Genomic DNA, 18,299 nt, shown 5'->3' with positions numbered 1-18,299 from the left:
TTGTCATTTTGCTGTTTGCAGACGCCGGGTGGGGCCTGGCTGGAGTTGATTGAATGAAGATCGAATTCGTCGCCGCCGTGGACGCCGCCGAAATCCTGGCCGTTCCGATTTTTGAAGATCGCACCTTCACCGCCGCCGGGACCGCGCTGGACGGCAAGGCCAACGGCGCCCTGACCAAGGCGGCGGGCAAGGGCCGTTTCACCGGCAAGGCAGGGCAGAGCCTGAGCATCGCCGCGCCGGCGGGCGTCGAGGCGGACGTCGTGCTGCTGGTGGGCGCAGGCGCCAAGGACAAGCTGGACGACCTGGCGGTCGAGGCCTTCGGCGGTAACGCCTATGCGGCGGTCAAGCTGTCGGGAGCCGAGGTGCTGACGATCGACGCGTCGGATCTGTCGCCTGAGCAGGCCGCCCGCGTCGGTTTCGCCGCGCGTCTGGCCGCCTACCGCTTCGATAAATATCGCACGACGCAAAAGGCCGACAAGATTCCGTCGATCACCACCATCCGCGTGGTCACGACCGACCTCCGGGGCGCCGAAGCCGCGCTGGAGCCGCTGTCGGCCGTCGCAGACGGCGTGATCTTCGCGCGCGATCTGGTGTCCGAGCCCGCCAACGTCCTGTATCCGGCCGAGTTCGCCAAGCGGGTGAAGGCGCTGGAGAGCCTGGGCCTTGAAGTCGAAATCCTCGGCGAAGCCGAGATGGAGAAGCTGGGCATGCGCACCCTGTTGGGCGTGGGCCAGGGCAGCCGTCGCGAAAGCCAGCTTGCGATCATGAAGTGGAACGGCGGCGAAGCCGGCGCACAGCCCCTGGCCTTCGTGGGCAAGGGCGTCTGCTTCGACACCGGCGGCATCTCGATCAAGCCGGCGGACGGCATGGAAGACATGAAGTGGGACATGGGCGGCGCGGCCGCCGTGACCGGAACCATGATCGCCCTGGCCAGCCGCAAGGCCAAGGCCAATGTCATTGGCGTTCTGGGCCTGGTCGAGAACATGCCGGACGGCAACGCCCAGCGTCCGGGCGATGTGGTCGTGTCCATGTCGGGGCAGACGGTGGAGGTCATCAACACCGACGCCGAAGGTCGCCTCGTCCTGGCCGACGCCCTCTGGTACACCCAAGAACGTTTCAAGCCGAAGTTCATGATCGACCTGGCCACCCTGACGGGCGCCATGATCGTGGCCCTTGGCCTGGATTACGCCGGCGTCTTCTCGAACTCCGACGATGTCGCCGATCCGATCCTTTCCGCGGCCAAGAAGGTCGGCGAGAACTTCTGGCGGATGCCGATCCCGGCCATCTACGAGCAGCACATCGATTCCAAGATCGCCGATGTGAAGAACACCGGCAACGGCCGCGCCGGCGGGTCGATCACCGCCGCCCTTTTCCTGCAACGCTTCACCAACGGCGTGCCGTGGGCGCACCTGGACATCGCCCCGACGGCTTGGGCCAACAAGAGCCCCAGCCCCACCGTGCCGGAAGGCGGCGTCGGCTTCGCCGTGCGGACTCTGGACCGGATGGTCGCGGATTCCTACGAAGGCTGATCGGTCGGGAGGTAGAGCCGGGTGAGCGACAAGCCCGAAATCTGGTTCTATCACCTGGAGCGTTCATCGCTGGATCAGGTGCTGCCAACCCTGCTCGAAAAGACGATCGAGCGGGGCTGGCGGGCCATGATCAAATCGTCGCATTCGCATCGACTGGATGAGGTCGACGAGACGCTGTGGACGTTTCGCGATGACAGTTTCCTGCCGCACGGCCGGGCCGATCAGCCCCATGCCGAGCGTCAGCCTGTGCTGTTGAGCGAGACGGGCGAGAACCTGAACGGCGCTCAGGCGCTGTTCATAGTCGACGACGCAGAACTGGGCGGGACGGAAGGGTTCGAACGATGCTTCATTATTTTCGACGGTCGCGACGAGCCGGCTTTGCAACACGCGCGGGGACGTTGGAAGGCGCTGAAGGCGCAGGGCGCGAACCTGGCCTATTGGCGTCAAACGGACGAAGGGCGCTGGGAAAAGGCGGCCTGATCGGACTGGTTTTGTTGGCCGGCTGTTCGACGCCGGTCTCTGAGGCGCCCGCGCCGCGTGCGGTCGAGCAGGCTCAACTCAACCCGCCCGTTGGCAGCCGCATGCCGACCGCCCAAACCGAAGACGTCTGCAAGGCCGGCGAGATGCAATATCTGGTTGGCAAGTCCCGGACCGAGATCCCGGTGCCGGTGGATGTCGTCAATCGGCGTGTGACCTGCACCACCTGTCCGGTGACGCAGGACTTCTCCGCCTATCGTCTGAACATCTTCTACAACGAACAGACCGGCATCATCGAACAGGTCCGCTGCGGCTGACCCCCCGACGCAAGGAGACGACCATGAAGATCATCGTGAGCACCCTGTTGGCCGCTGGCGCCTTGGCCGTGTCGGCCTGCGCGCCGGTCCAGACCGCCGAGCCTGCGCCCGGATCGGACACCGCCTTCAAGGCCTGCAAGGTTTCGGACTATCAAAGTTATGTGGGGCGCAACCGCTCGGCCGTCCCGACCGCGCCCGCCGGCCAGACCTTCCGTGTGCTGTGCACTACCTGCGCCGCGACCATGGACTATCGCGAGAACCGGGTGAACTTCGTCTATGACGAGGCGACGAACATCGTGCGCGAAGTGAAGTGCGGTTGAGCGTTAGCGCCCCACCGTATCGCCCGGCCACAGCGGTCCGCTGAACTTCGCCGCCAGATAGTCCATGAAGGCCGTGACCCTGGCCGGGCGCGGTCCGCCGCTGGGCGCCACCAGATGCAGGGCGATGGGCGGCAGGCGCCAGTCGGTCATCACTGTCTCGAGATGGCCGTCGGCGACGTCCTTCCAGTAGATGAAGTCCGGCTGGGGAAATAGCCCCAGCCCCGCGCACAACGACGCCGTCAGGGCGTCGGAGTTGTTGGCGCGCAGCGGCCCGCGCGGATGCACCACCACTTCTTCACCCGCCGCATTGCTGAACCGCCAGGTGTCCGGGCTGGGCATGTAGGCGTAGCCGAGGCAGGCGTGACGGGCCAGATCGTCGGGATGAGTGGGGCGACCCCGCTGATCCAGATAGGACGGCGAGGCCACCAGGGCGCGGGCTACAGGCCGCAGCTTGCGCGCCGTCAGCGAGGAATCGGCCAGAGCGGCGATCCTGAGCGCGCAATCGAAGCCGCCGCCGACTAGATCGATGACCTCGTCCGACAGGTGCAGATCGACCGACACGTCCGGGTGAGTGGCGAGGAACTCGGGCAGGGCCGGGGCCACATAGGCCATGCCGAACGACATGGGCGCCGCCAGTCGCACCAGACCGCGCGGCGTGACGGACATGTCCAACGCTTCCGACACCGCGCCCTCGGCCTCGGCCAGCATGTGGGCGGCGCGGGCTGCCAGGGTTCGGCCTGCATCGGTGAGGGCGAAGCGCCGCGACGTGCGGTGGAGCAGGGTTGTCTTCAGCTGCTGTTCCAGGCGCGTCACCGCCTTGGACACCGTGGCTTTGGATAGGCCCAGCGTCTCGGCTGCGCCGGAAAAGGATTGGCTGTCGGCGACCTTGGCGAAGATGGCTAGGGCTTCCAGATCGGGCAGGCGGGACATGGGCGGCCTCGCGTCCTGAAACGATGAGTTTCGGTTGTTTCTATTTCTGATCGGTCGCCGATCTCTATCTTGGCGTCAAGCAAAGGCGTCGGACGGTTCCGACGCGAAAGGACGAATGCGATGATCGAGCGCAGACCATTTGAATCCCTCGGCGGCGCCAACCACGGCTGGCTGAACGCCAAACACCATTTCTCCTTCGCCAACTACTATGATCCCAAGCGGATGAGCTGGGGCAATCTGCGGGTCTGGAACGACGACGAGATCGCCGCCGGCACGGGCTTCCCGCCGCATCCGCATGCCGACATGGAGATCATCACCTACGTCCGCGATGGGGCCATCACCCATGAGGACAGCCTGGGCAACAAGGGCCGCACCGTCGCGGGCGATGTGCAGGTGATGAGCGCCGGAACCGGCATCCGGCACGCCGAATACAACGCCGAGCCGGACCTGACCCGGATCTTCCAGATCTGGATCGAGCCGACCCGTCGCGGCGACGCGCCGAGTTGGGGCACCAAGCCCTTCCCCAAGGGCGAGCGGTCAGGCCAGTTCGTAGTCCTGGCCTCGGGCTTCGATGGCGACAAGGACGCCCTGCCGATCCGCACCGATGCGCGGATCGTGGCGGCGACGCTGAAGGCGGGCGACAGCGCCGACTATCCGCTGGGCGTTGCGCGGCGGGCCTATCTGGTCCCGGCAAAGGGCGAGCTCGAGGTCAATGGCGTCCGGCTGAACGCCCGCGACGGCGCGGCCATCGCTCAGGAGGATGTCGTGACGGTCAAGGCGCTGTCCGACGCCGAGATCGTGCTGGTGGACGCCGCCTGATTTTCGGATCAAGCTTCACGGTCGGACGCGATCCGACCGTGAACAACCGCATCAAAAAGGCGAGGAAAGAGAATGTTCAATCAAGTGAATGGCTGGTCTTCCCGCGCCTTGGCGGCGCTCAGGATCGTCGCCGGTCTGTTGTTCCTGGCGCATGGCGTCATCAAGGTCTTCGGCTTTCCGGCCGGGGCCGAGCCCGGTCAGCAGGAGCTGCTCTCGCTGTTCGGCATCGGGGGGGTGATCGAGCTGATCACGGGCTTGCTGCTGATCCTGGGCCTGTTCACGCGTCCGGCCGCCTTCATCGCCTCCGGCCAGATGGCTGTGGCCTATTGGATGTTCCACTTTCCCAGCAGTCCGTATCCGGCGGTGAACGGCGGTGACGCGGCCATCCTGTATTGCTTCATCTTCCTGTACATCTTCACCGCCGGTCCGGGCGCGTGGAGCATCGACAATCGAACCGCAAAACGGTTCTGATCTTTAAGAATGAAAATAGCCGCCGCGCTGTCCTGCGCGGCGGCTTTTTCATGCCTTGAGGCTCGCGGCCCAGTCGGCGGCGCGCACCAGGCTGTCGACGATGCCCGGTTCCGATGAGGCGTGGCCGGCGTCGCCGACGATGTGCAGATGGGCCTCGGGCCAGGCGCGATGCAGCGCCCAGGCGCCTGAAATCGGCGTCACCACGTCGAACCGGCCCTGCGCGATCCAGCACGGGATATGCCGCATCCGGTCGATATTCTTCAGCAGCCAGCCGTCCTCCTCGAAGAAGCCGGCGTTGGTGAAGAACCAGTTCTCGATCCGTGCGAAGGCGACGGCGAAGTCGGGCTCGGCGAACTTGTCCGGGCGGGCGTTGGGGCCCTCGACGCTGACGGTTTCGCCCTCCCAACTGGACCAGGCGACGGCGCAGCGTTCGCGCTCTGCGACGTCATCGCCGATCAGCCGCTTGTAATAGGCGGCCATCAGGTCGCCGCGCTCGGCCTCGGGGATCGGAGCGACGAAGCGCTCCCAGGCGTCGGGGAAGATCATCGAGGCGCCGTCCTGATAGAACCAGTGCAACTCCTTCTTCGTCAGCAGGAAGATGCCGCGTAGCAGCAGCGCAATAACCCGCTCAGGATGGGTGATGGCGTAGGCCATCGACAGGGTCGAACCCCAAGACCCGCCGAACACCACCCATTTGTCGACGCCGCACAGAGCGCGCAGACGCTCGATATCGTCGATCAAAGTCCAGGTCGTGTTGTCTTCCAGCGAGGCGTGGGGCCGCGACTGACCACAGCCGCGCTGGTCGAACATGATGATGCGATAGACGGCGGGATCGAAGAAGCGGCGCATGCCCGGATTGACCGCACCGCCTGGTCCGCCGTGAAGGACCAGAACCGGCAGGCCGTGCGGATTGCCGGACTCCTCGTAATAGATTTCATGCACGCCTTCGGTCGGCATCCAACCCGAGGCATAGGCCTCGATCTCGGGGTGGAGCACACGACGCGGCTCGGCGGGCGTGGGGAAGGCCATGGATGCTTGGTCTTTCTACGAGGAAATCAGGGGCGAGAACGCAAGGCCGCAAAGGCCAGGCAGAGCCAACCGGCAGTCATCAACAGGCCGCCGATCGGGGCTACTGCGCCGAACGCCGGTACGCCGAGAAAGGCGATCGCCGCCAGGGCGAGGCAGAAGATGAGGCCGCCGATCGATCCGAGCCAGCCCGCAAGCCGCGCCAGCCCGCCGCCCCCTGTCCACTGGGCGCAGGCGAAGGCGAAGACGGCGTGGACGATCTGGTATTGGGCGCCGGTGGTCAGCAGGGTCTTGATCTGCGGCCCGGCGCCATGCGCGGCGAAGGCGCCAAGCGCCACGGCCAGGGCGCCGTTCAAGGCGGCGAAGGCGATCAGGTTGCGACTCACTGTCATCCGAAAACCCTAGACCGCCCGTTCGTCGATGTCTGCGACCCAGGAGGGTTAACCGACACGCGGCAGCGGCGTCAGGTGGCTGGCCATGGCCGAGGCGGCGGCCTTGACGCCCTTGCGCACCGCCGCCTCGTTGGCGGGGGCGGGCGCGCGCAACAGGCCGATCGACGGCGTCAGCGGCCCATCCGGCAGGTCCGAGAGCACGCGGTAGAGCAGGTAGGAGCCGGCGTCCTCTTCGATGTCGGATGAGGCGTCGGCCTGCAGCCCGGCGGCGGTCAGGGCGCGAACCATGTCGGCGACGGGCGCCGTGGTGCGGGCCACGCCTGGCCCGGTGCTGGACAGGCGATGCTTGTAGTCGAGGGTGCGGTTTTCAGCGCGCATCTGGACCCGGAAGCCGGCGCCCTTTTGCGTGCGTCCGACCAGGAGGACGGCCCGACATTCCCCGCTGCCGAGACGGGCGGCGAGGGTCGAGGCGAGTTCGTCGGGATCGGCGGCGGCGATGGGCACGGCGCGGGCCCCACTGGGACTCCAGATTTCGCCCGACAGATCCTCCACCAAATCCCACCCGTCGTCGTCGCCGTCATAGGCGCAGATGATGATGCCAGGGCGTCGATCACCACTGGCACGACTGTCGATTTGGTTCATCGTGCCAGCCATAGCCCCATCCATGACAGTTCGGTGACGTGCAAGAGGCTGTAACTTCCCAACGCCGTCAAGTCCGCAAAAGTCTTAGCCCAGGTCGCCGACCGCCGCATCCAGCAACATGAAGGCGCGACCGCTGTCCGACGCCAAGCTGGACTGAACCGCTGCGCTGTCTCCGGCGCGGGCTGAGGCGTTCAGCATCACCGCGAAGTTGCGGACATAGCGTTCGGCGTCAGCGCGCAGTTCGGCGTCACTGAGGACGCGGCGAGACACGCTGCGGACAGCGGCCGGCGCGACGCGACGCACGATCTGACGCGCGGCGTCCGGGTCGCCATTGCTGAAGGCGCGGGCGGCCTCTTCGACGCGAGAACGAGGCAGAAGGGCGTTGGGGTCGACCCCCATGCGCCGAATGGCGGCGGCGACCCGGTCGGACAGGGCTTCGGCCTCGGCAGGCGAAGGGGAGGGCGTGTCCAACTCCAGCGGCGCCTCGTTGTCGTCGTCGCCGTCGATCAGATCGCTCCAATCCAGGCCCTTGTCCGTCGCCGGCGGGGGCGTCTCTGCGGGTTCGAGCCGCAGGCGGCTGCGCAGACCGAACCGCCGCTCTTCGGCGGGCGGCGAGGCGGGAGGCGTTGGGCGATCGGTCCGGCGCTCGGGACGAGGTTCGGGCCGGGCCTCGATCTCTGCGGCCGGCTCGCGACGACGCGCCGGCGTCGTATCGCCCGACACCACGCCCATCAAACGCACGGCCTCGGTCAGCATGTCGTAGTTCCGGCGCACGCGATCCTGGAAGCCGACATCCAGCGCCTCGGTGTCCTCGGCCGCCTTGCGCGACGCGGCCGAAAGGGAGGCAAGGCCTTCCTCGACCGTGGCGCGTACGGCGTCGGCGCGGGCGCGGGCTTCCTGAGGCAGGCGCGCGGCCCGTTCGTCGATGTCGGCGACGGCGGTGTCGATTTCCGACAAGGCGCTGTTGAGGCGTGCCACCAGAGTTTCCAGGCGGCTGACCATCCGCTCGCCGGTCTCTTCGACCAGGCCGGACGTTTCGGTGACGATGCGGCGGGCGTCGGCGATGCGGGCGTCGGCGGCGGTGTCGGCCTTTTGGGCCGCGTCGAACAAGGATTCGCCCAGGCGGTCGGTGCGCAGACGCGCCTGTTCGGCGGCGTCGGCGGCGGCGGCGCGAGAATCCTCGGCCGTGGCGCGCATCTGCTCCAGAGCGCGGCGTGTCTCTTCCATGAGGGCGTCGCGCGCCTCGGCCGCCAGGGCCTCGAAGCGGTCGAGGGCGAGCTTGGTGGCGGAATCGAAGCCGTCGGCCTCGCGTTGCGACATGTCGACGAGAGCGCGGAACTGGTCGGTGGCCGCCTCGACCAGATCGCGCATGGACTCGACCGAGGTCTGGGTGGTGCGATCCAGATCGCCCGCGGCGCTGCGCGTGGCGGAAAGATGTTCGATCAGTTGAGCGCGCTGGCTTTCGACCTGGGCCGAAAAATCCTCCTGATCGGTGCGCAGGGCGTAGGCGGCGGTGACCAGGGCGGCGCGCTGCTGGCTGAGGCCTTCTTCGACGGACTGGATCTGCTCAGCGACGCCCGAACCTGCGTTCTCAAGTCGAATGGTCTGGCGCGCCAGATCGTCGGAGGCCACGCGGGCGGCGTCTTGGGCTTCACCAGCGGCGGCGGCGAGGTCGGCGGCGCGAGCGGCAAGGGCAGCCTCCGCTTCACGAAGCTGCGCCTGAGCCAGGTCCGAGGCGTCAGCGACCATGCGCGACTGCCGCTCGACCGCGTCGATGACGCCTGACGCCTGCGTATCCAGATGGATGCCCAGGGTCTGCATCTGGTCGCGCTCGCGGCCCAAGTTTTCGGTTAGACGACGCGCGGTGCGGCCGGCGTTCTCGGCCGCCTCGTTCAGGCGCGTTGTCTCCTGGGCCAGCGCCTCTCGAAGCAGGGTCATGTCGTTGCGGGCGCGTTCCGCCGCCAGAGTGGCGTGATCGATGTCGGAACGCAGCGACTGAAGCACCTCGCCGGTCTGCTGGGCGGCCAGGGCGGTCGGAGCCACCAGGGCCTCGGCCAGTTGCCGGGCGCGACGGGTCTCTGCGGCCAGACCGGCGCCCTGTCGGACGGCATGAGCCAGCATGATGGCCAGGCCCGCAGGGGCAAGGGCGATCAGGGCGTAGATGGCGATCCGCAGCGGATCCAGTTCGGCCCCGCCGGCGCCGAACTCGTAAGCAGCCCAGGATGCGACGCCGCCGATCCACAGGGCGGAGGCGACGCCTGCGATCACATAGGCGTGGCGTCCTGACGGCTCGGCCTGGGCCTTGGCTTGAACGGTTTTCACAGCGGGCGGTTTGGACAGCTCGAACGGCGCGGGCGGCTGACCGACGGCGACGGCCATATCGACAGGAGTCTCTGGCGTCGGCTTCGCATTGACGGGGGCGGCGCCCCGTTCGGCGGCAAGGGCGCGTTCCTCGGCCTGCCGCTGCTCTTCCAGCAGGCGACGGCGGCGGCGCTCGGACATTGGCGGCTCGAACGTCGGCTGCACGATTTCGAAATCAGGCTCGGGGATCGGGTCGAGCGACGGTGTCGCCTCATCGACCAGCATTTTGTCTGAGGTCGAAAGCTCGGCCGGCGCAACGGCCTCGTCGTCGGTCAGCTTCAGCGGCGGCCGTTTGGGAGACTTCATAAGCTCAAAAACTCGATCTCTACGCGGGCGTCCGACAGCGCCAATGAAACCCTAGAGCATGATCGATGCGGACGAAACCGACTCAAACCCGCAACCTGTCGATGAACCGCGTCATGCAGCGCGCAAAGCGCCGCAGCGTTCAGCAGTCGCGTTTGGATTCGGAAAGCAGCGTGGCGTTGGAGCCGGTGTCCCGACACTCCACCACACGACGCACTTCGCGGTCGCCGTCGTTGGGGTTGTGGGTGTCGACGCCGAACTGCGTCAGGACGGCGGCGGCCAGCAGGGCGATGAAGCCAGCGATCAGTTCGACAAGCGCCTGCATTCTACCCTCCCTCGCAGGCTGTATGGCTACGCTCCTTATGCGCCAAATCGGCGAACGTCACAATCCCGCCCTGAAAGATTGACCGAAGGACACGCGCGTGGAACGGAGGATGCAGGCGCTTCGACACCATGTCACGCGAATCAGACAGATAGGTCGCATGACTTTAGCCGGCGACAGTTACGAAGGCAGTCTGCTGGAGCCGGGGCCTGCCCTGTGGACGTCCGCCGTCGCGCACCGCTTTTCCGTGCTGATGGAAAACGAGGCCTATTTCGACGCCCTCTCGTCTGCGATTCACAAGGCCCAACGCTCCATCGTGCTGCTGGGATGGCAGTTCGATCCACGCACCCATCTGGATCCGGAAACGCGACCCGGCGACAAATCGGCGGAGATCGGTCGCCAGCTGCGGATGCTGGTCAAGAAGAAGCCGGACCTGGATGTGCGACTGCTCATCTGGAAATCGCCGCTGCTGATCGCCGCGTCGCAAGGCTTCTATCCGCACAAGGCGCAGCGCTGGTTCCGTAAGCGGATGGTGGAGTTCCGGCTTGATTCCCCCGGTCCGATCGGCGCCTGTCATCACCAGAAGGTGGTTGTCATTGACGACAAGGTGGCCTTCTGCGGCGGCGGCGACATCTCCACCGATCGCTGGGATTCCGACGAACATCTGGACGGCGACCCGCGCCGCGCCCTGCCTAGCGGCCTGATCTGCAAGGCGCGTCACGAGGTGATGAGCGTGATGGATGGCCCTGCGGCGCGTGCGCTGGGCGATCTGGCGCGCGAGCGCTGGTTCAAGGCGACGTGGGAGCGCACCATCCCGGACGAGGTCGAGGACGATCCTTGGCCTGACGGCGTGCCGGTGCAAATGACCGACGTGCCCGTCGGCATCGCCCGCACCGAGCCGAAATGGTCGGGACGGCAGGAGGTGCGCGAGAGCGAGGCCTTACACTTGGAATCCATCCGGCGCGCCAAGCGGTTGATCTATATCGAAAACCAGTATTTCACCTCGCCGGTCATCGCCGCCGCACTGGCCGAACGTCTGGCCGAAGTGGATGGACCGCAGGTCATCGTCATCTCGACCGCCAAGAGCCCGAGTTGGTTCGACAGCATGACCATGGACACGGCCCGGGCCGAGGTGCTGCACCGGCTGGAGCAGGCGGACAAATACAACCGCTTCTTCGCCTTCGCCCCGCTGACCGCCGACGGCGACCGGATCATCGTCCACGCCAAGGTGACGATCATCGATGATCGGCTTCTGCGGATTGGGTCCACCAATCTGAACAACCGGTCGATGGGCCTGGATACAGAATGCGACATCGCCGCCGAGCCTGTCGATGCGGCCGGTCGGGCCTTCATCACGGCGCACCGTCACCGGACGATCGCCCATTGGCTAGGCGTCGCGACGGAGGACTATGCGGCGGTCGAGGGCGTCTTCGGCTCGGTGGGGCAGGCGATCTGCAACTTCGAAACCGATCGGCTGAAGCCGCTGGGCTCGGAGCCGCCGACGCGAATTCAACGGATGTTCGCTGAATGGCAGCTGGGCGACCCGACGTCGTCCAGCGACGCCTGGCGGCCTTGGAAGCGTCTGAACCGCTCGCAACGCACGCGACCGGCTTCCGAGGGCGGTCACGCGCCGGGTTGAACGACCTCGAAATCGACGATCAGCGGCAGGTGATCCGATGCGACCCGGGCCAGGGGCGAGAAGGCGGATCGCACCGCGCGGACGCGGATATGCGGGCTGACGAAACAGTGGTCGATGCGAATGGCGGGGAAGGCCGACGGGAAGGTCTTTACGCTGGGCTTCTGGCCCAACTGACGCTGGCAGTCCTGCAGGCTGCGGCATAGGGTCTGATAGGGGCGTGTGATCGAAGTGGCGTTGAAATCGCCGGCCAGCAGGATCGGTCCCTCGCATCCGCCGAGCCAGCCGGATCCGGCCAACGCGGCGGCCTGAAGCCGCTGTTCGCGCGGAACCAGACCGAGGTGGGTGTTGATGACGTTGACTGCCGTGCCGTCGATCTCGATTTCCGACCAGATCGCGCCGCGCGGTTCAAGACCCGGAATGCCGCTCACCGTCGGTAAGGCGCCGGCGCGGATCAGCCGTTCGGGATGCGGGGTCAGGATGGCGTCGCCGTACTGTTCCGCCTCGACCCGCATCGCTGGATGGAAACGCGAGGTCATGGCCAGACCGTCGGCGATCGCCTCGGCCTGATCGACCCCGCCCGTGCGGGCGCGGCCCACGTCCAGTTCCTGCAGGCAGACGATGTCCGGCTCGAACTCGGCGATGACGGCGACGATCCGGCCGACATCCAGACGGCGATCCGTGCCGACGCAGCGGTGGACATTGTAGGTAAGAAGGCGAGGCATGAGCTGGCGGCTGTTTGAACGTTGACCGTGGGCTAGGCCTTCTGGCGCGCGAATGCGACCCCGATGCGACGATCAGAGCAGGATCAGATGATCGGGCAACTCGTTGCGATTGTCGGCGCGTGGCGGAAAATGGCGGGTCAGAACCTCGCCGCACAGACCGATGGCGGCGGCGAAGCCATCGACGGGGCGATCGGCGCGCAGTTCGCGGGTCAGGACGGCGACGGCCTGAGCCCAGGCGTCCTCATCGACTTTGGCGTAGATGCTTTCATCGGCGATCAGTTCGACCTTATGTTCGTCCATGGCCGCGAAGATCAGCACGCCCGTACGCTCCTGCGTGACATGAACGCCCTGGGCCATGAACTGCTGCAAGGCCGCCTCCCTGACGCGGCCGCGTCTGACCCCGGCGGGCGTCACGAGACGGCGCACGGTCGGGATGCGGGTCAGCAGAAAGACGCCGACGAAAACGACCGCCTGCGACAGGGCGTAAAGGCCCAAGGCCTGCGCCGTCGTGGCCTCTTGCGCGGCCTGGTGGGCCGCCTCCCAGCCATCGCTGGGCCAGCGAAGATCCAGCACGAACGGAACGAAGACGATCGGGGCCAAAAGCGCCATCGCCGCCGCCCAGGCCAGGCTGACGTCCACATAGGTCGAGACACGACGCGCAACGACGCAGAAGATTTCACCCGACGTCTGACGCTCGGCCGCCGCTATGGCTTCGGCGATGCGGGTGCGGTCGTTGTCCGTGATCTGCATCACCATCCCCCCGACGCACCGCCGCCGCCGAAACTGCCGCCGCCACCACCGAACCCGCCACCACCAAAGCCGCCGCCGCCACTGCCCCAACTGCCGCCGCCTCTGTCGGAGTTCCGCAGCGCCTCTGATGCGGCCCACAGCAGGACCGAGCTGACATTGCTGCGTCGTCCGCGCCCGGACCGCATGGCGATCAAGAAGATGAATAGGAAAAGCCCGGCGATGATGGCCAGCGGGATGACGGATTCGCCCTTGGTGTCGGCTTGCTCGGTTGCGGCGGCTTGGGCGCGCGCCTGCGCCTCCGCCGGGTCGAGCGACAGCTGGGAGATCAGGGCGTCGACGCCCTTGATCACCCCGGCCTGGTAATCGCCATCTCGAAACGACGGCAGGATGTCGTTGCGAATGACCTGAGACGAGAAGGCGTCAGTCAGAATGGGCTCCAGCCCATAGCCGACCTCGACGCGGACCTTGCGTTCATTCGGCGCGACGATCAGCAGGGCGCCGTTATCGTTTTCCTTCTGGCCGATGCCCCAGGCGCGACCCAGCTGATAGCCGTAGTCCTCGATCTCCTGATCCTGGAGGCTGTTGACCGTTACGACGACCAACTGGTCGGTGGAACTGGCCTCCAGCGCCGCGAGCTTTTCGGTCAGGGCCTGTTCCGTCGCCGGATCGAGCAGATTGGCCTGATCGACCACGCGGCCGGTCAGCGGCGGAAAGTCGATCTTGCTCTGCGCGGCCGCCGGAAGGACGAGCAGCAGCGCGATGAACAGGCCGAAGAGGAGGGCGGCGACGCCCGGCGAACGCCGCGCCGCCGCTTGACGGTTTGTCACTGGGCGGGCGGGGTCGCGCCCGGCGTTACGGCCGGTGCGCCGCCGCCGGGCGCCGAGGCGTTGGCGGGCGGGGCGTTAAGGTTGAAGTTGACTTGCGGCGCCGACTGGGCGGCGGCGGTGGCGGTGAACAGCTGCATCGGCTGCGACCCGCCGTGCAGGGTCTTGGCCCAGATCACCTGCGGGAAGGTGCGCAGGGTGGTGTTGTAGTCGCGGACGGCCTCATTGTAGTCGCGGCGTGCGATCTGGATGCGGTTTTCGGTGCCTTCCAGTTGCGACTGCAGGGTCAGGAAGTTCTGGTTGGCCTGTAGTTGCGGATAGGCCTCGACCGTCACGAGCAAGCGCGACAGGGCCCCGGACAGCTGGCCCTGGGCTTCCTGATACTGCTGGAAGGCCTGCGGATTATCGAGATCGTCGGCCGAGACGTTGACCGAGGTGGCGCGGGCGCGGGCGTTGATGACGTCCGTCAGGGTGGTGCGTTCCTGAATCGCGGCGCCTTGCACGGTCGCGACCAGATTGGGAATCAGGTCGGCGCGGCGCTGATACTGGCTCTGCACATCGGCCCAGGCCGCCTCCGCGCGTTCCTGCTTGGTCGGAATGGTGTTGTAGCCGCAGCCCGCCACGGCGGGGACGATCATCAGAGCGCCGGTCAGAGCGACGGCGCGAGCGTTGAAGCGGACCATGACATCTCCCGTTCGGCGATAGCGCCGTTGAGCGGGACTATTCACCGGCCCAATGAATGCATCAAGCGTCCAATGGCTCCGGTTGGATATTGTTGAGGCGGCAGGCGGCCGAATAGGTGTTGGCCAACAAACAGGCGATGGTCATGGGGCCGACGCCGCCCGGCACCGGGGTGATGCGACCCGCGACCTCGACCGCCTCCTTGAAAGCGACATCGCCGACGACGCGGGTCTTGCCCTCGGCGGCCTTGACGGGATCAGCCGAGGAGACGCGGTTGATGCCCACGTCGATGACGGTCGCGCCCCGTTTGATGAAGTCTCCCTTGATCATCTCGGGCCGACCGACGGCGGCGACCAGAATGTCGGCGCGGCGGCAGACCTCGGGCAGGTCACGCGTGCGCGAATGGGCGACGGTGACCGTGCAGCTTTCGCCCAGCAGCAGTTGCGCCATCGGCTTGCCGACGATGTTGGAGCGGCCGACGATGACGGCGTTCAAGCCCGACAGATCGCCGAGTTGATCCTTCAGCAGCATCAGACAGCCCAGCGGGGTGCAGGGAACCAGACCCGGCAGGCCGACGGCCAGACGACCGGCGTTCACGACATGAAAGCCGTCCACATCCTTGTCCGGCGAAATGGCGTCCAGAACCACCGTCGCGTCGATGTGGGCGGGCAGGGGCAGTTGGACCAGGATGCCGTGAATGCCGGCATCCGCATTCAACTGGGCGATCAGGGCCAGCAGTTCATCCTGGCGCGTCGATTCGGCCAGGCGGTGGGTGTCGGAGCGCATGCCGGCGCGCAGCGTCGTCTCGCCCTTGTTGCGGACGTAGATCTGGCTGGCCGGGTCCTCGCCGACGATGACGACGGCCAGGCCGGGTTTGACGTCGTGCGCGGCTTCCAGCCGGGCGACGGCCGCCCCGACGCGTTCCACCAGTGCGGCCGAGAAGGCCTTGCCGTCGATCAGGGTCGCAGGCGTGGATTGGGCCGACATGGCAGCTCCGTCTGGCTGGAAATCAGGATGCGGCGATTTACAGGCGTCACGGTTCGGCGTCTATGATCCGCAGCCTATGCTGGAGGAATTCATGAACCGTCCGTCGCTCGCCGCCGCTGTCAGCACCCTGGCCCTGTTGTGGGCGGTCGCGCCGGCCGTGGCCCAGGACGCGCAGCCGTTGCGTATCGGCGCCGATGTGAACGGCGCCCTGACGGACGGCGACGCCAAGGCGGCGGATGACGAATATCGCTATGACGACTATCGGTTCGAGGCGCGAGCGGGGCAGCGGCTGGAAGCCACGCTGAGATCGGACCCATTCGACGCCTATCTGGAAGTCTACGCCGACGGCGCAGCGGGCGAGCCGCTGGCGTCCGACGACGACGGACTGGGTGACGGCACGAATGCGCGTCTGCGTTTCACACCGGAGCAGGCGGGGACCTATGTCCTGAGAGCCCGGACGCTGAGCGGACTGGACGGCGGCGACTATCGTCTGTCGTTGCAGGAACGCCCGGCGCCGCCGCGCGCGCCGCGACCCGGCGGCATTCGTGTCGGGGCGACCCAGAGCGGCGAACTGACGGCGCGCGATCCCGAGCAGGAAGACGGCGGCCGCTATGACGCCTACGCCTTCCGCGCCAATGCCGGCGATCGGTTTGTCGTGACGCTGGACTCCGAGGCCTTCGATCCTCTGGTGCGGGTGGGGCGGATGAACGGTCCCGATTTCGTGGAGATCAGTTCGAACGACGATGCGCCCGGCGGCGGGCTGAATTCGCGGCTGACCTTCACGGCGCCGACGGCAGGCGAATATGTGATCCGGGCCACGTCGCTGGAAGACGGGCTGGGTCGCTACGAACTGGGCCTGGCCGAGGCGCCGCCCGCGCCGCCGTCGAAGCCCATCGCGATCGGTGACGAGATCAAGGGTGAACTGGACTCGGACAGCGCCACGAACGACGGCGGCCAGCGCGCAGAAACCTATCGCTTCACCGGAACGAACGGTCAGCGCGTCGCGATCGAAATGAAGTCGAGCGACTTCGACGCCTATCTGACGCTTCGCCGCGCTTCGGATGATGCGGTTTTGGCGGAGGATGATGACGGCGCCGGCTCGGGCACCGACGCCCGCATCGCGCGCACCTTGGACGCCGATGGCGACTACATCATCGAGGCGCGCGGGTTCAGCGACGAGGCCGAGGGCGACTATACGCTGAAGCTCACCGAAACCGCGCCGCCGCCGCCGCCGACCACGGCGACCCTGGGTCAAACCGTGGAAGGCGAGATCACCGACGAGGACCCCCAGGCCGACGACGGCAAACGCTATGACGCCTATGTCTTTGCTGGAACGGAAGGTCAGCGTGTCCAGGCGATCCTGCGGTCCGGCGACTTCGACGCCTATCTGGAGATCGGCAAGGCCGAGGGTGAGTTCGAGGCCCTGGCCAGCGATGACGACGGCCTGGCCGAGGGCACGGATTCAAGGCTGAACTTCACGCTGCCGTCGGACGGAAACTATGTGGTCCGCGCCATGCCGCTGGAGGCGGAAGGCAAGGGCCTTTATTCCCTGGAGCTGCTGGATCGCGGACCAGAGCCCAAGCCCGGCAGCCTGCTGATCGGATCGACCGTGCGCGGAACCCTGTCGAACAGCGCTGCGCTCAGCGACGAAGGCGCCTTCTTCGACGCCTACCGCTTCCAGGCCAAGAAGGACGAGAAGCTGCGTCTGACGATGGTGTCGAACGCCTTCGATTCTTTCATCGACCTGGGCAAGCAGGATGAGGGCGGCGATTTCACCAGCCTGGCCACCGATGACGACAGCCTGTCTGACGCGCACGCCAAGCTGGATTGGACCGCCCCGGACGACGGCTGGTACGTCGTGCGCGCCCGCGCCTATGGGCCCAACCAGGTGGGCGCCTATGCCCTGACGGTCGAGCGCCAACCGGCCGGCGCATCGACCTCGGCGCGCGATGATGCGCCCGCCGCGATGGCGCCCAAGTCGGGCATGTGATCGCCCTGTGAGGTTGCCAAGCGCGGCAAGCGGCGTGTAGAGAGCCGCCTCCTGTTGGGGAGTAGCTTCCGGCGTTCGTCGTCGGGATCGCGTCAACATACTCGCGCTTCGGCGCGTGGCGCGATCAGCGGAACCACCGCCTAGCGAGACCAGCGTGTCCTGACGCCGCGACCGGCCGGTGCAGGACCGCTGTCACGCGTCCGGTCGAGTGCTGTTTCATGACCCCAGGCGCCATCGCCATCCTCTCGCTCAGCATGTCCACGGACGCCTTTGCGGCCGCCGTAGGACGCGGGGCGTCGCATCGACCTGCCGTCAAGGACGCCGTCAAGGCCGGCCTGGTCTTCGGCGTCATCGAGGCGATCACGCCCCTGATCGGCTGGGGATTGGGCATCATCGCCGCCGGCCTGGTCGAAAAGGTGGATCACTGGATCGCCTTCACCCTGCTTCTGATCGTCGGCGGCAAGATGATCTGGGAAGGCGTTCAACCTCGCGGCGCGGACGAGGATGAGGCGCCGCGCCGGTCCGGCCCTTGGGCGCTCGTGGCGACGGCGGTCGGAACCAGCATCGACGCCGCGGCCGTGGGCGTGGGGCTGGCCTTCATCGGGGCCAATATCTGGGTGATCGCCGCCTCGATCGGCTTCACCACCTTCGTCTTGACCACCATCGGCATGCTGATCGGCAAGGCGGTGGGCACGCGCTTCGGCAAGACGGCCGAGATCATCGGCGGCGTGGCCCTGATCGGTCTGGGCACGGCCATCCTGCTGGAACACTTGGGCGTTCTCGGCGGCTGAGCCCGA

Annotated in this window: 20 protein-coding genes and 1 riboswitch; of the genes, 9 read left to right on the top strand and 11 right to left on the bottom strand. The window is 66.8% G+C overall.

Going from position 1 to position 18,299, the window contains the following annotated elements:
- Positions 1 to 53: 53 nt before the first annotated feature.
- From A4249_RS06730 to A4249_RS06715, 4 genes are all read left to right on the top strand, one after another.
- Complete coding sequence (locus A4249_RS06730; RefSeq protein ID WP_066551674.1) at positions 54 to 1,529, top strand: leucyl aminopeptidase; 1,476 nt, start codon at positions 54 to 56, stop codon at positions 1,527 to 1,529.
- Between the two features lie 21 nt (positions 1,530 to 1,550).
- Positions 1,551 to 2,009 carry a DNA polymerase III subunit chi gene (locus A4249_RS06725; RefSeq protein ID WP_066551673.1) on the top strand — a complete coding sequence of 153 codons (459 nt, stop codon included), beginning with the start codon at positions 1,551 to 1,553 and terminating at the stop codon, positions 2,007 to 2,009.
- Between the two features lie 101 nt (positions 2,010 to 2,110).
- Positions 2,111 to 2,323 (top strand): hypothetical protein, encoded by a 213-nt coding sequence (locus tag A4249_RS06720; RefSeq protein ID WP_039247977.1) that lies wholly within the window; start codon positions 2,111 to 2,113, stop codon positions 2,321 to 2,323.
- A gap of 23 nt (positions 2,324 to 2,346) precedes the next feature.
- Positions 2,347 to 2,643, top strand: coding sequence for a hemolysin (locus A4249_RS06715; protein WP_066551672.1), 297 nt, complete (start codon positions 2,347 to 2,349; stop codon positions 2,641 to 2,643).
- Between the two features lie 3 nt (positions 2,644 to 2,646).
- Here A4249_RS06715 and A4249_RS06710 read toward each other — a convergent pair whose 3' ends face one another.
- Complete coding sequence (locus A4249_RS06710; RefSeq protein WP_066551671.1) at positions 2,647 to 3,573, bottom strand: LysR family transcriptional regulator; 927 nt, start codon at positions 3,571 to 3,573, stop codon at positions 2,647 to 2,649.
- Positions 3,574 to 3,693: 120 nt separating this feature from the next.
- On the opposite strand from A4249_RS06710, the gene A4249_RS06705 reads away from it, so the two are divergent.
- A complete protein-coding gene (locus A4249_RS06705) occupies positions 3,694 to 4,392 on the top strand; it encodes a pirin family protein (protein ID WP_066551670.1) in 699 nt (232 codons plus the stop codon).
- A gap of 72 nt (positions 4,393 to 4,464) precedes the next feature.
- Positions 4,465 to 4,863, top strand: a complete 399-nt coding sequence (locus tag A4249_RS06700; RefSeq protein ID WP_055755196.1) for a DoxX family protein — start codon at positions 4,465 to 4,467, stop codon at positions 4,861 to 4,863.
- A gap of 48 nt (positions 4,864 to 4,911) precedes the next feature.
- On the opposite strand, the gene pip is transcribed toward A4249_RS06700, so the two are convergent.
- The 5 genes from pip to A4249_RS06675 form a co-directional block, all read right to left on the bottom strand.
- Positions 4,912 to 5,892, bottom strand: coding sequence for a prolyl aminopeptidase (pip, locus tag A4249_RS06695; RefSeq protein ID WP_066551669.1), 981 nt, complete (start codon positions 5,890 to 5,892; stop codon positions 4,912 to 4,914).
- A gap of 26 nt (positions 5,893 to 5,918) precedes the next feature.
- Complete coding sequence (locus A4249_RS06690; protein WP_066551668.1) at positions 5,919 to 6,281, bottom strand: DUF423 domain-containing protein; 363 nt, start codon at positions 6,279 to 6,281, stop codon at positions 5,919 to 5,921.
- Between the two features lie 48 nt (positions 6,282 to 6,329).
- Positions 6,330 to 6,923, bottom strand: coding sequence for a hypothetical protein (locus A4249_RS06685; RefSeq protein ID WP_197458473.1), 594 nt, complete (start codon positions 6,921 to 6,923; stop codon positions 6,330 to 6,332).
- Positions 6,924 to 7,007: 84 nt separating this feature from the next.
- Positions 7,008 to 9,590, bottom strand: coding sequence for a tipN (locus tag A4249_RS06680; protein WP_066551666.1), 2,583 nt, complete (start codon positions 9,588 to 9,590; stop codon positions 7,008 to 7,010).
- A 139-nt stretch (positions 9,591 to 9,729) separates the two neighbouring features.
- Complete coding sequence (locus tag A4249_RS06675) at positions 9,730 to 9,912, bottom strand: hypothetical protein (protein ID WP_066551665.1); 183 nt, start codon at positions 9,910 to 9,912, stop codon at positions 9,730 to 9,732.
- 157 nt (positions 9,913 to 10,069) lie between these two features.
- Here A4249_RS06675 and A4249_RS06670 point away from each other — a divergent pair, with 157 nt between their 5' ends.
- Positions 10,070 to 11,548 carry a phospholipase D-like domain-containing protein gene (locus A4249_RS06670; protein ID WP_066551664.1) on the top strand — a complete coding sequence of 493 codons (1,479 nt, stop codon included), beginning with the start codon at positions 10,070 to 10,072 and terminating at the stop codon, positions 11,546 to 11,548.
- Here the strand turns inward: A4249_RS06670 and A4249_RS06665 are convergent.
- The 5 genes from A4249_RS06665 to A4249_RS06645 form a co-directional block, all read right to left on the bottom strand.
- A complete protein-coding gene (locus A4249_RS06665) occupies positions 11,533 to 12,270 on the bottom strand; it encodes an endonuclease/exonuclease/phosphatase family protein (RefSeq protein WP_066551663.1) in 738 nt (245 codons plus the stop codon). The two genes, A4249_RS06670 and A4249_RS06665, sit on opposite strands and share 16 nt — an antisense overlap.
- 72 nt (positions 12,271 to 12,342) lie before the next feature.
- Entirely contained in the window at positions 12,343 to 13,020 is a 678-nt protein-coding gene (locus tag A4249_RS06660) for a TPM domain-containing protein (protein WP_231868787.1), read from the bottom strand.
- The gene (locus tag A4249_RS06655; protein ID WP_066551661.1) at positions 13,020 to 13,847 is read right to left on the bottom strand and encodes a TPM domain-containing protein; all 828 of its coding nucleotides are present in this window, start codon (positions 13,845 to 13,847) and stop codon (positions 13,020 to 13,022) included. Before A4249_RS06655 ends, A4249_RS06660 begins: the two co-directional genes overlap by 1 nt.
- Positions 13,844 to 14,527 (bottom strand): LemA family protein, encoded by a 684-nt coding sequence (locus A4249_RS06650; protein ID WP_066551660.1) that lies wholly within the window; start codon positions 14,525 to 14,527, stop codon positions 13,844 to 13,846. The genes A4249_RS06655 and A4249_RS06650 overlap by 4 nt, the downstream gene beginning before the upstream one ends.
- A gap of 61 nt (positions 14,528 to 14,588) precedes the next feature.
- On the bottom strand, positions 14,589 to 15,512 hold the full coding sequence (locus A4249_RS06645) for a bifunctional methylenetetrahydrofolate dehydrogenase/methenyltetrahydrofolate cyclohydrolase (RefSeq protein ID WP_066551659.1): 924 nt from the start codon (positions 15,510 to 15,512) through the stop codon (positions 14,589 to 14,591).
- Between the two features lie 91 nt (positions 15,513 to 15,603).
- Here A4249_RS06645 and A4249_RS06640 point away from each other — a divergent pair, with 91 nt between their 5' ends.
- Together A4249_RS06640 and A4249_RS06635 are read left to right on the top strand one after the other, a co-directional pair.
- Positions 15,604 to 17,502 carry a PPC domain-containing protein gene (locus A4249_RS06640; RefSeq protein ID WP_156494645.1) on the top strand — a complete coding sequence of 633 codons (1,899 nt, stop codon included), beginning with the start codon at positions 15,604 to 15,606 and terminating at the stop codon, positions 17,500 to 17,502.
- 47 nt (positions 17,503 to 17,549) lie between these two features.
- Positions 17,550 to 17,693, top strand: a riboswitch (yybP-ykoY riboswitch).
- Positions 17,694 to 17,720: 27 nt separating this feature from the next.
- A complete protein-coding gene (locus A4249_RS06635) occupies positions 17,721 to 18,293 on the top strand; it encodes a manganese efflux pump MntP (RefSeq protein ID WP_066551658.1) in 573 nt (190 codons plus the stop codon).
- Positions 18,294 to 18,299: the final 6 nt, after the last annotated feature.

The organism is Brevundimonas sp. GW460-12-10-14-LB2 (assembly GCF_001636925.1).
Taxonomy (GTDB): Bacteria; Pseudomonadota; Alphaproteobacteria; order Caulobacterales; family Caulobacteraceae; genus Brevundimonas; species Brevundimonas vesicularis.
Note: the sequence above shows the minus strand (reverse complement) of the source record. Positions and strands in the feature narration are given on the sequence as shown.

What these genes read in the sequence shown, in the direction of transcription:
- A4249_RS06730 (WP_066551674.1), top strand. Translation starts at nt 54, where the DNA reads ATGAAGATCGAATTCGTCGCCGCCGTGGACGCCGCCGAAATCCTGGCC.
- A4249_RS06720 (WP_039247977.1), top strand. Translation starts at nt 2,111, where the DNA reads ATGCCGACCGCCCAAACCGAAGACGTCTGCAAGGCCGGCGAGATGCAA.
- A4249_RS06715 (WP_066551672.1), top strand. Translation starts at nt 2,347, where the DNA reads ATGAAGATCATCGTGAGCACCCTGTTGGCCGCTGGCGCCTTGGCCGTG.
- A4249_RS06710 (WP_066551671.1), bottom strand. Translation starts at nt 3,573, where the DNA reads ATGTCCCGCCTGCCCGATCTGGAAGCCCTAGCCATCTTCGCCAAGGTC.
- A4249_RS06705 (WP_066551670.1), top strand. Translation starts at nt 3,694, where the DNA reads ATGATCGAGCGCAGACCATTTGAATCCCTCGGCGGCGCCAACCACGGC.
- A4249_RS06700 (WP_055755196.1), top strand. Translation starts at nt 4,465, where the DNA reads ATGTTCAATCAAGTGAATGGCTGGTCTTCCCGCGCCTTGGCGGCGCTC.
- pip (WP_066551669.1), bottom strand. Translation starts at nt 5,892, where the DNA reads ATGGCCTTCCCCACGCCCGCCGAGCCGCGTCGTGTGCTCCACCCCGAG.
- A4249_RS06690 (WP_066551668.1), bottom strand. Translation starts at nt 6,281, where the DNA reads ATGACAGTGAGTCGCAACCTGATCGCCTTCGCCGCCTTGAACGGCGCC.
- A4249_RS06685 (WP_197458473.1), bottom strand. Translation starts at nt 6,923, where the DNA reads ATGAACCAAATCGACAGTCGTGCCAGTGGTGATCGACGCCCTGGCATC.
- A4249_RS06680 (WP_066551666.1), bottom strand. Translation starts at nt 9,590, where the DNA reads ATGAAGTCTCCCAAACGGCCGCCGCTGAAGCTGACCGACGACGAGGCC.
- A4249_RS06675 (WP_066551665.1), bottom strand. Translation starts at nt 9,912, where the DNA reads ATGCAGGCGCTTGTCGAACTGATCGCTGGCTTCATCGCCCTGCTGGCC.
- A4249_RS06670 (WP_066551664.1), top strand. Translation starts at nt 10,070, where the DNA reads ATGACTTTAGCCGGCGACAGTTACGAAGGCAGTCTGCTGGAGCCGGGG.
- A4249_RS06665 (WP_066551663.1), bottom strand. Translation starts at nt 12,270, where the DNA reads ATGCCTCGCCTTCTTACCTACAATGTCCACCGCTGCGTCGGCACGGAT.
- A4249_RS06660 (WP_231868787.1), bottom strand. Translation starts at nt 13,020, where the DNA reads ATGCAGATCACGGACAACGACCGCACCCGCATCGCCGAAGCCATAGCG.
- A4249_RS06650 (WP_066551660.1), bottom strand. Translation starts at nt 14,527, where the DNA reads ATGGTCCGCTTCAACGCTCGCGCCGTCGCTCTGACCGGCGCTCTGATG.
- A4249_RS06645 (WP_066551659.1), bottom strand. Translation starts at nt 15,512, where the DNA reads ATGTCGGCCCAATCCACGCCTGCGACCCTGATCGACGGCAAGGCCTTC.
- A4249_RS06640 (WP_156494645.1), top strand. Translation starts at nt 15,604, where the DNA reads ATGAACCGTCCGTCGCTCGCCGCCGCTGTCAGCACCCTGGCCCTGTTG.
- A4249_RS06635 (WP_066551658.1), top strand. Translation starts at nt 17,721, where the DNA reads ATGACCCCAGGCGCCATCGCCATCCTCTCGCTCAGCATGTCCACGGAC.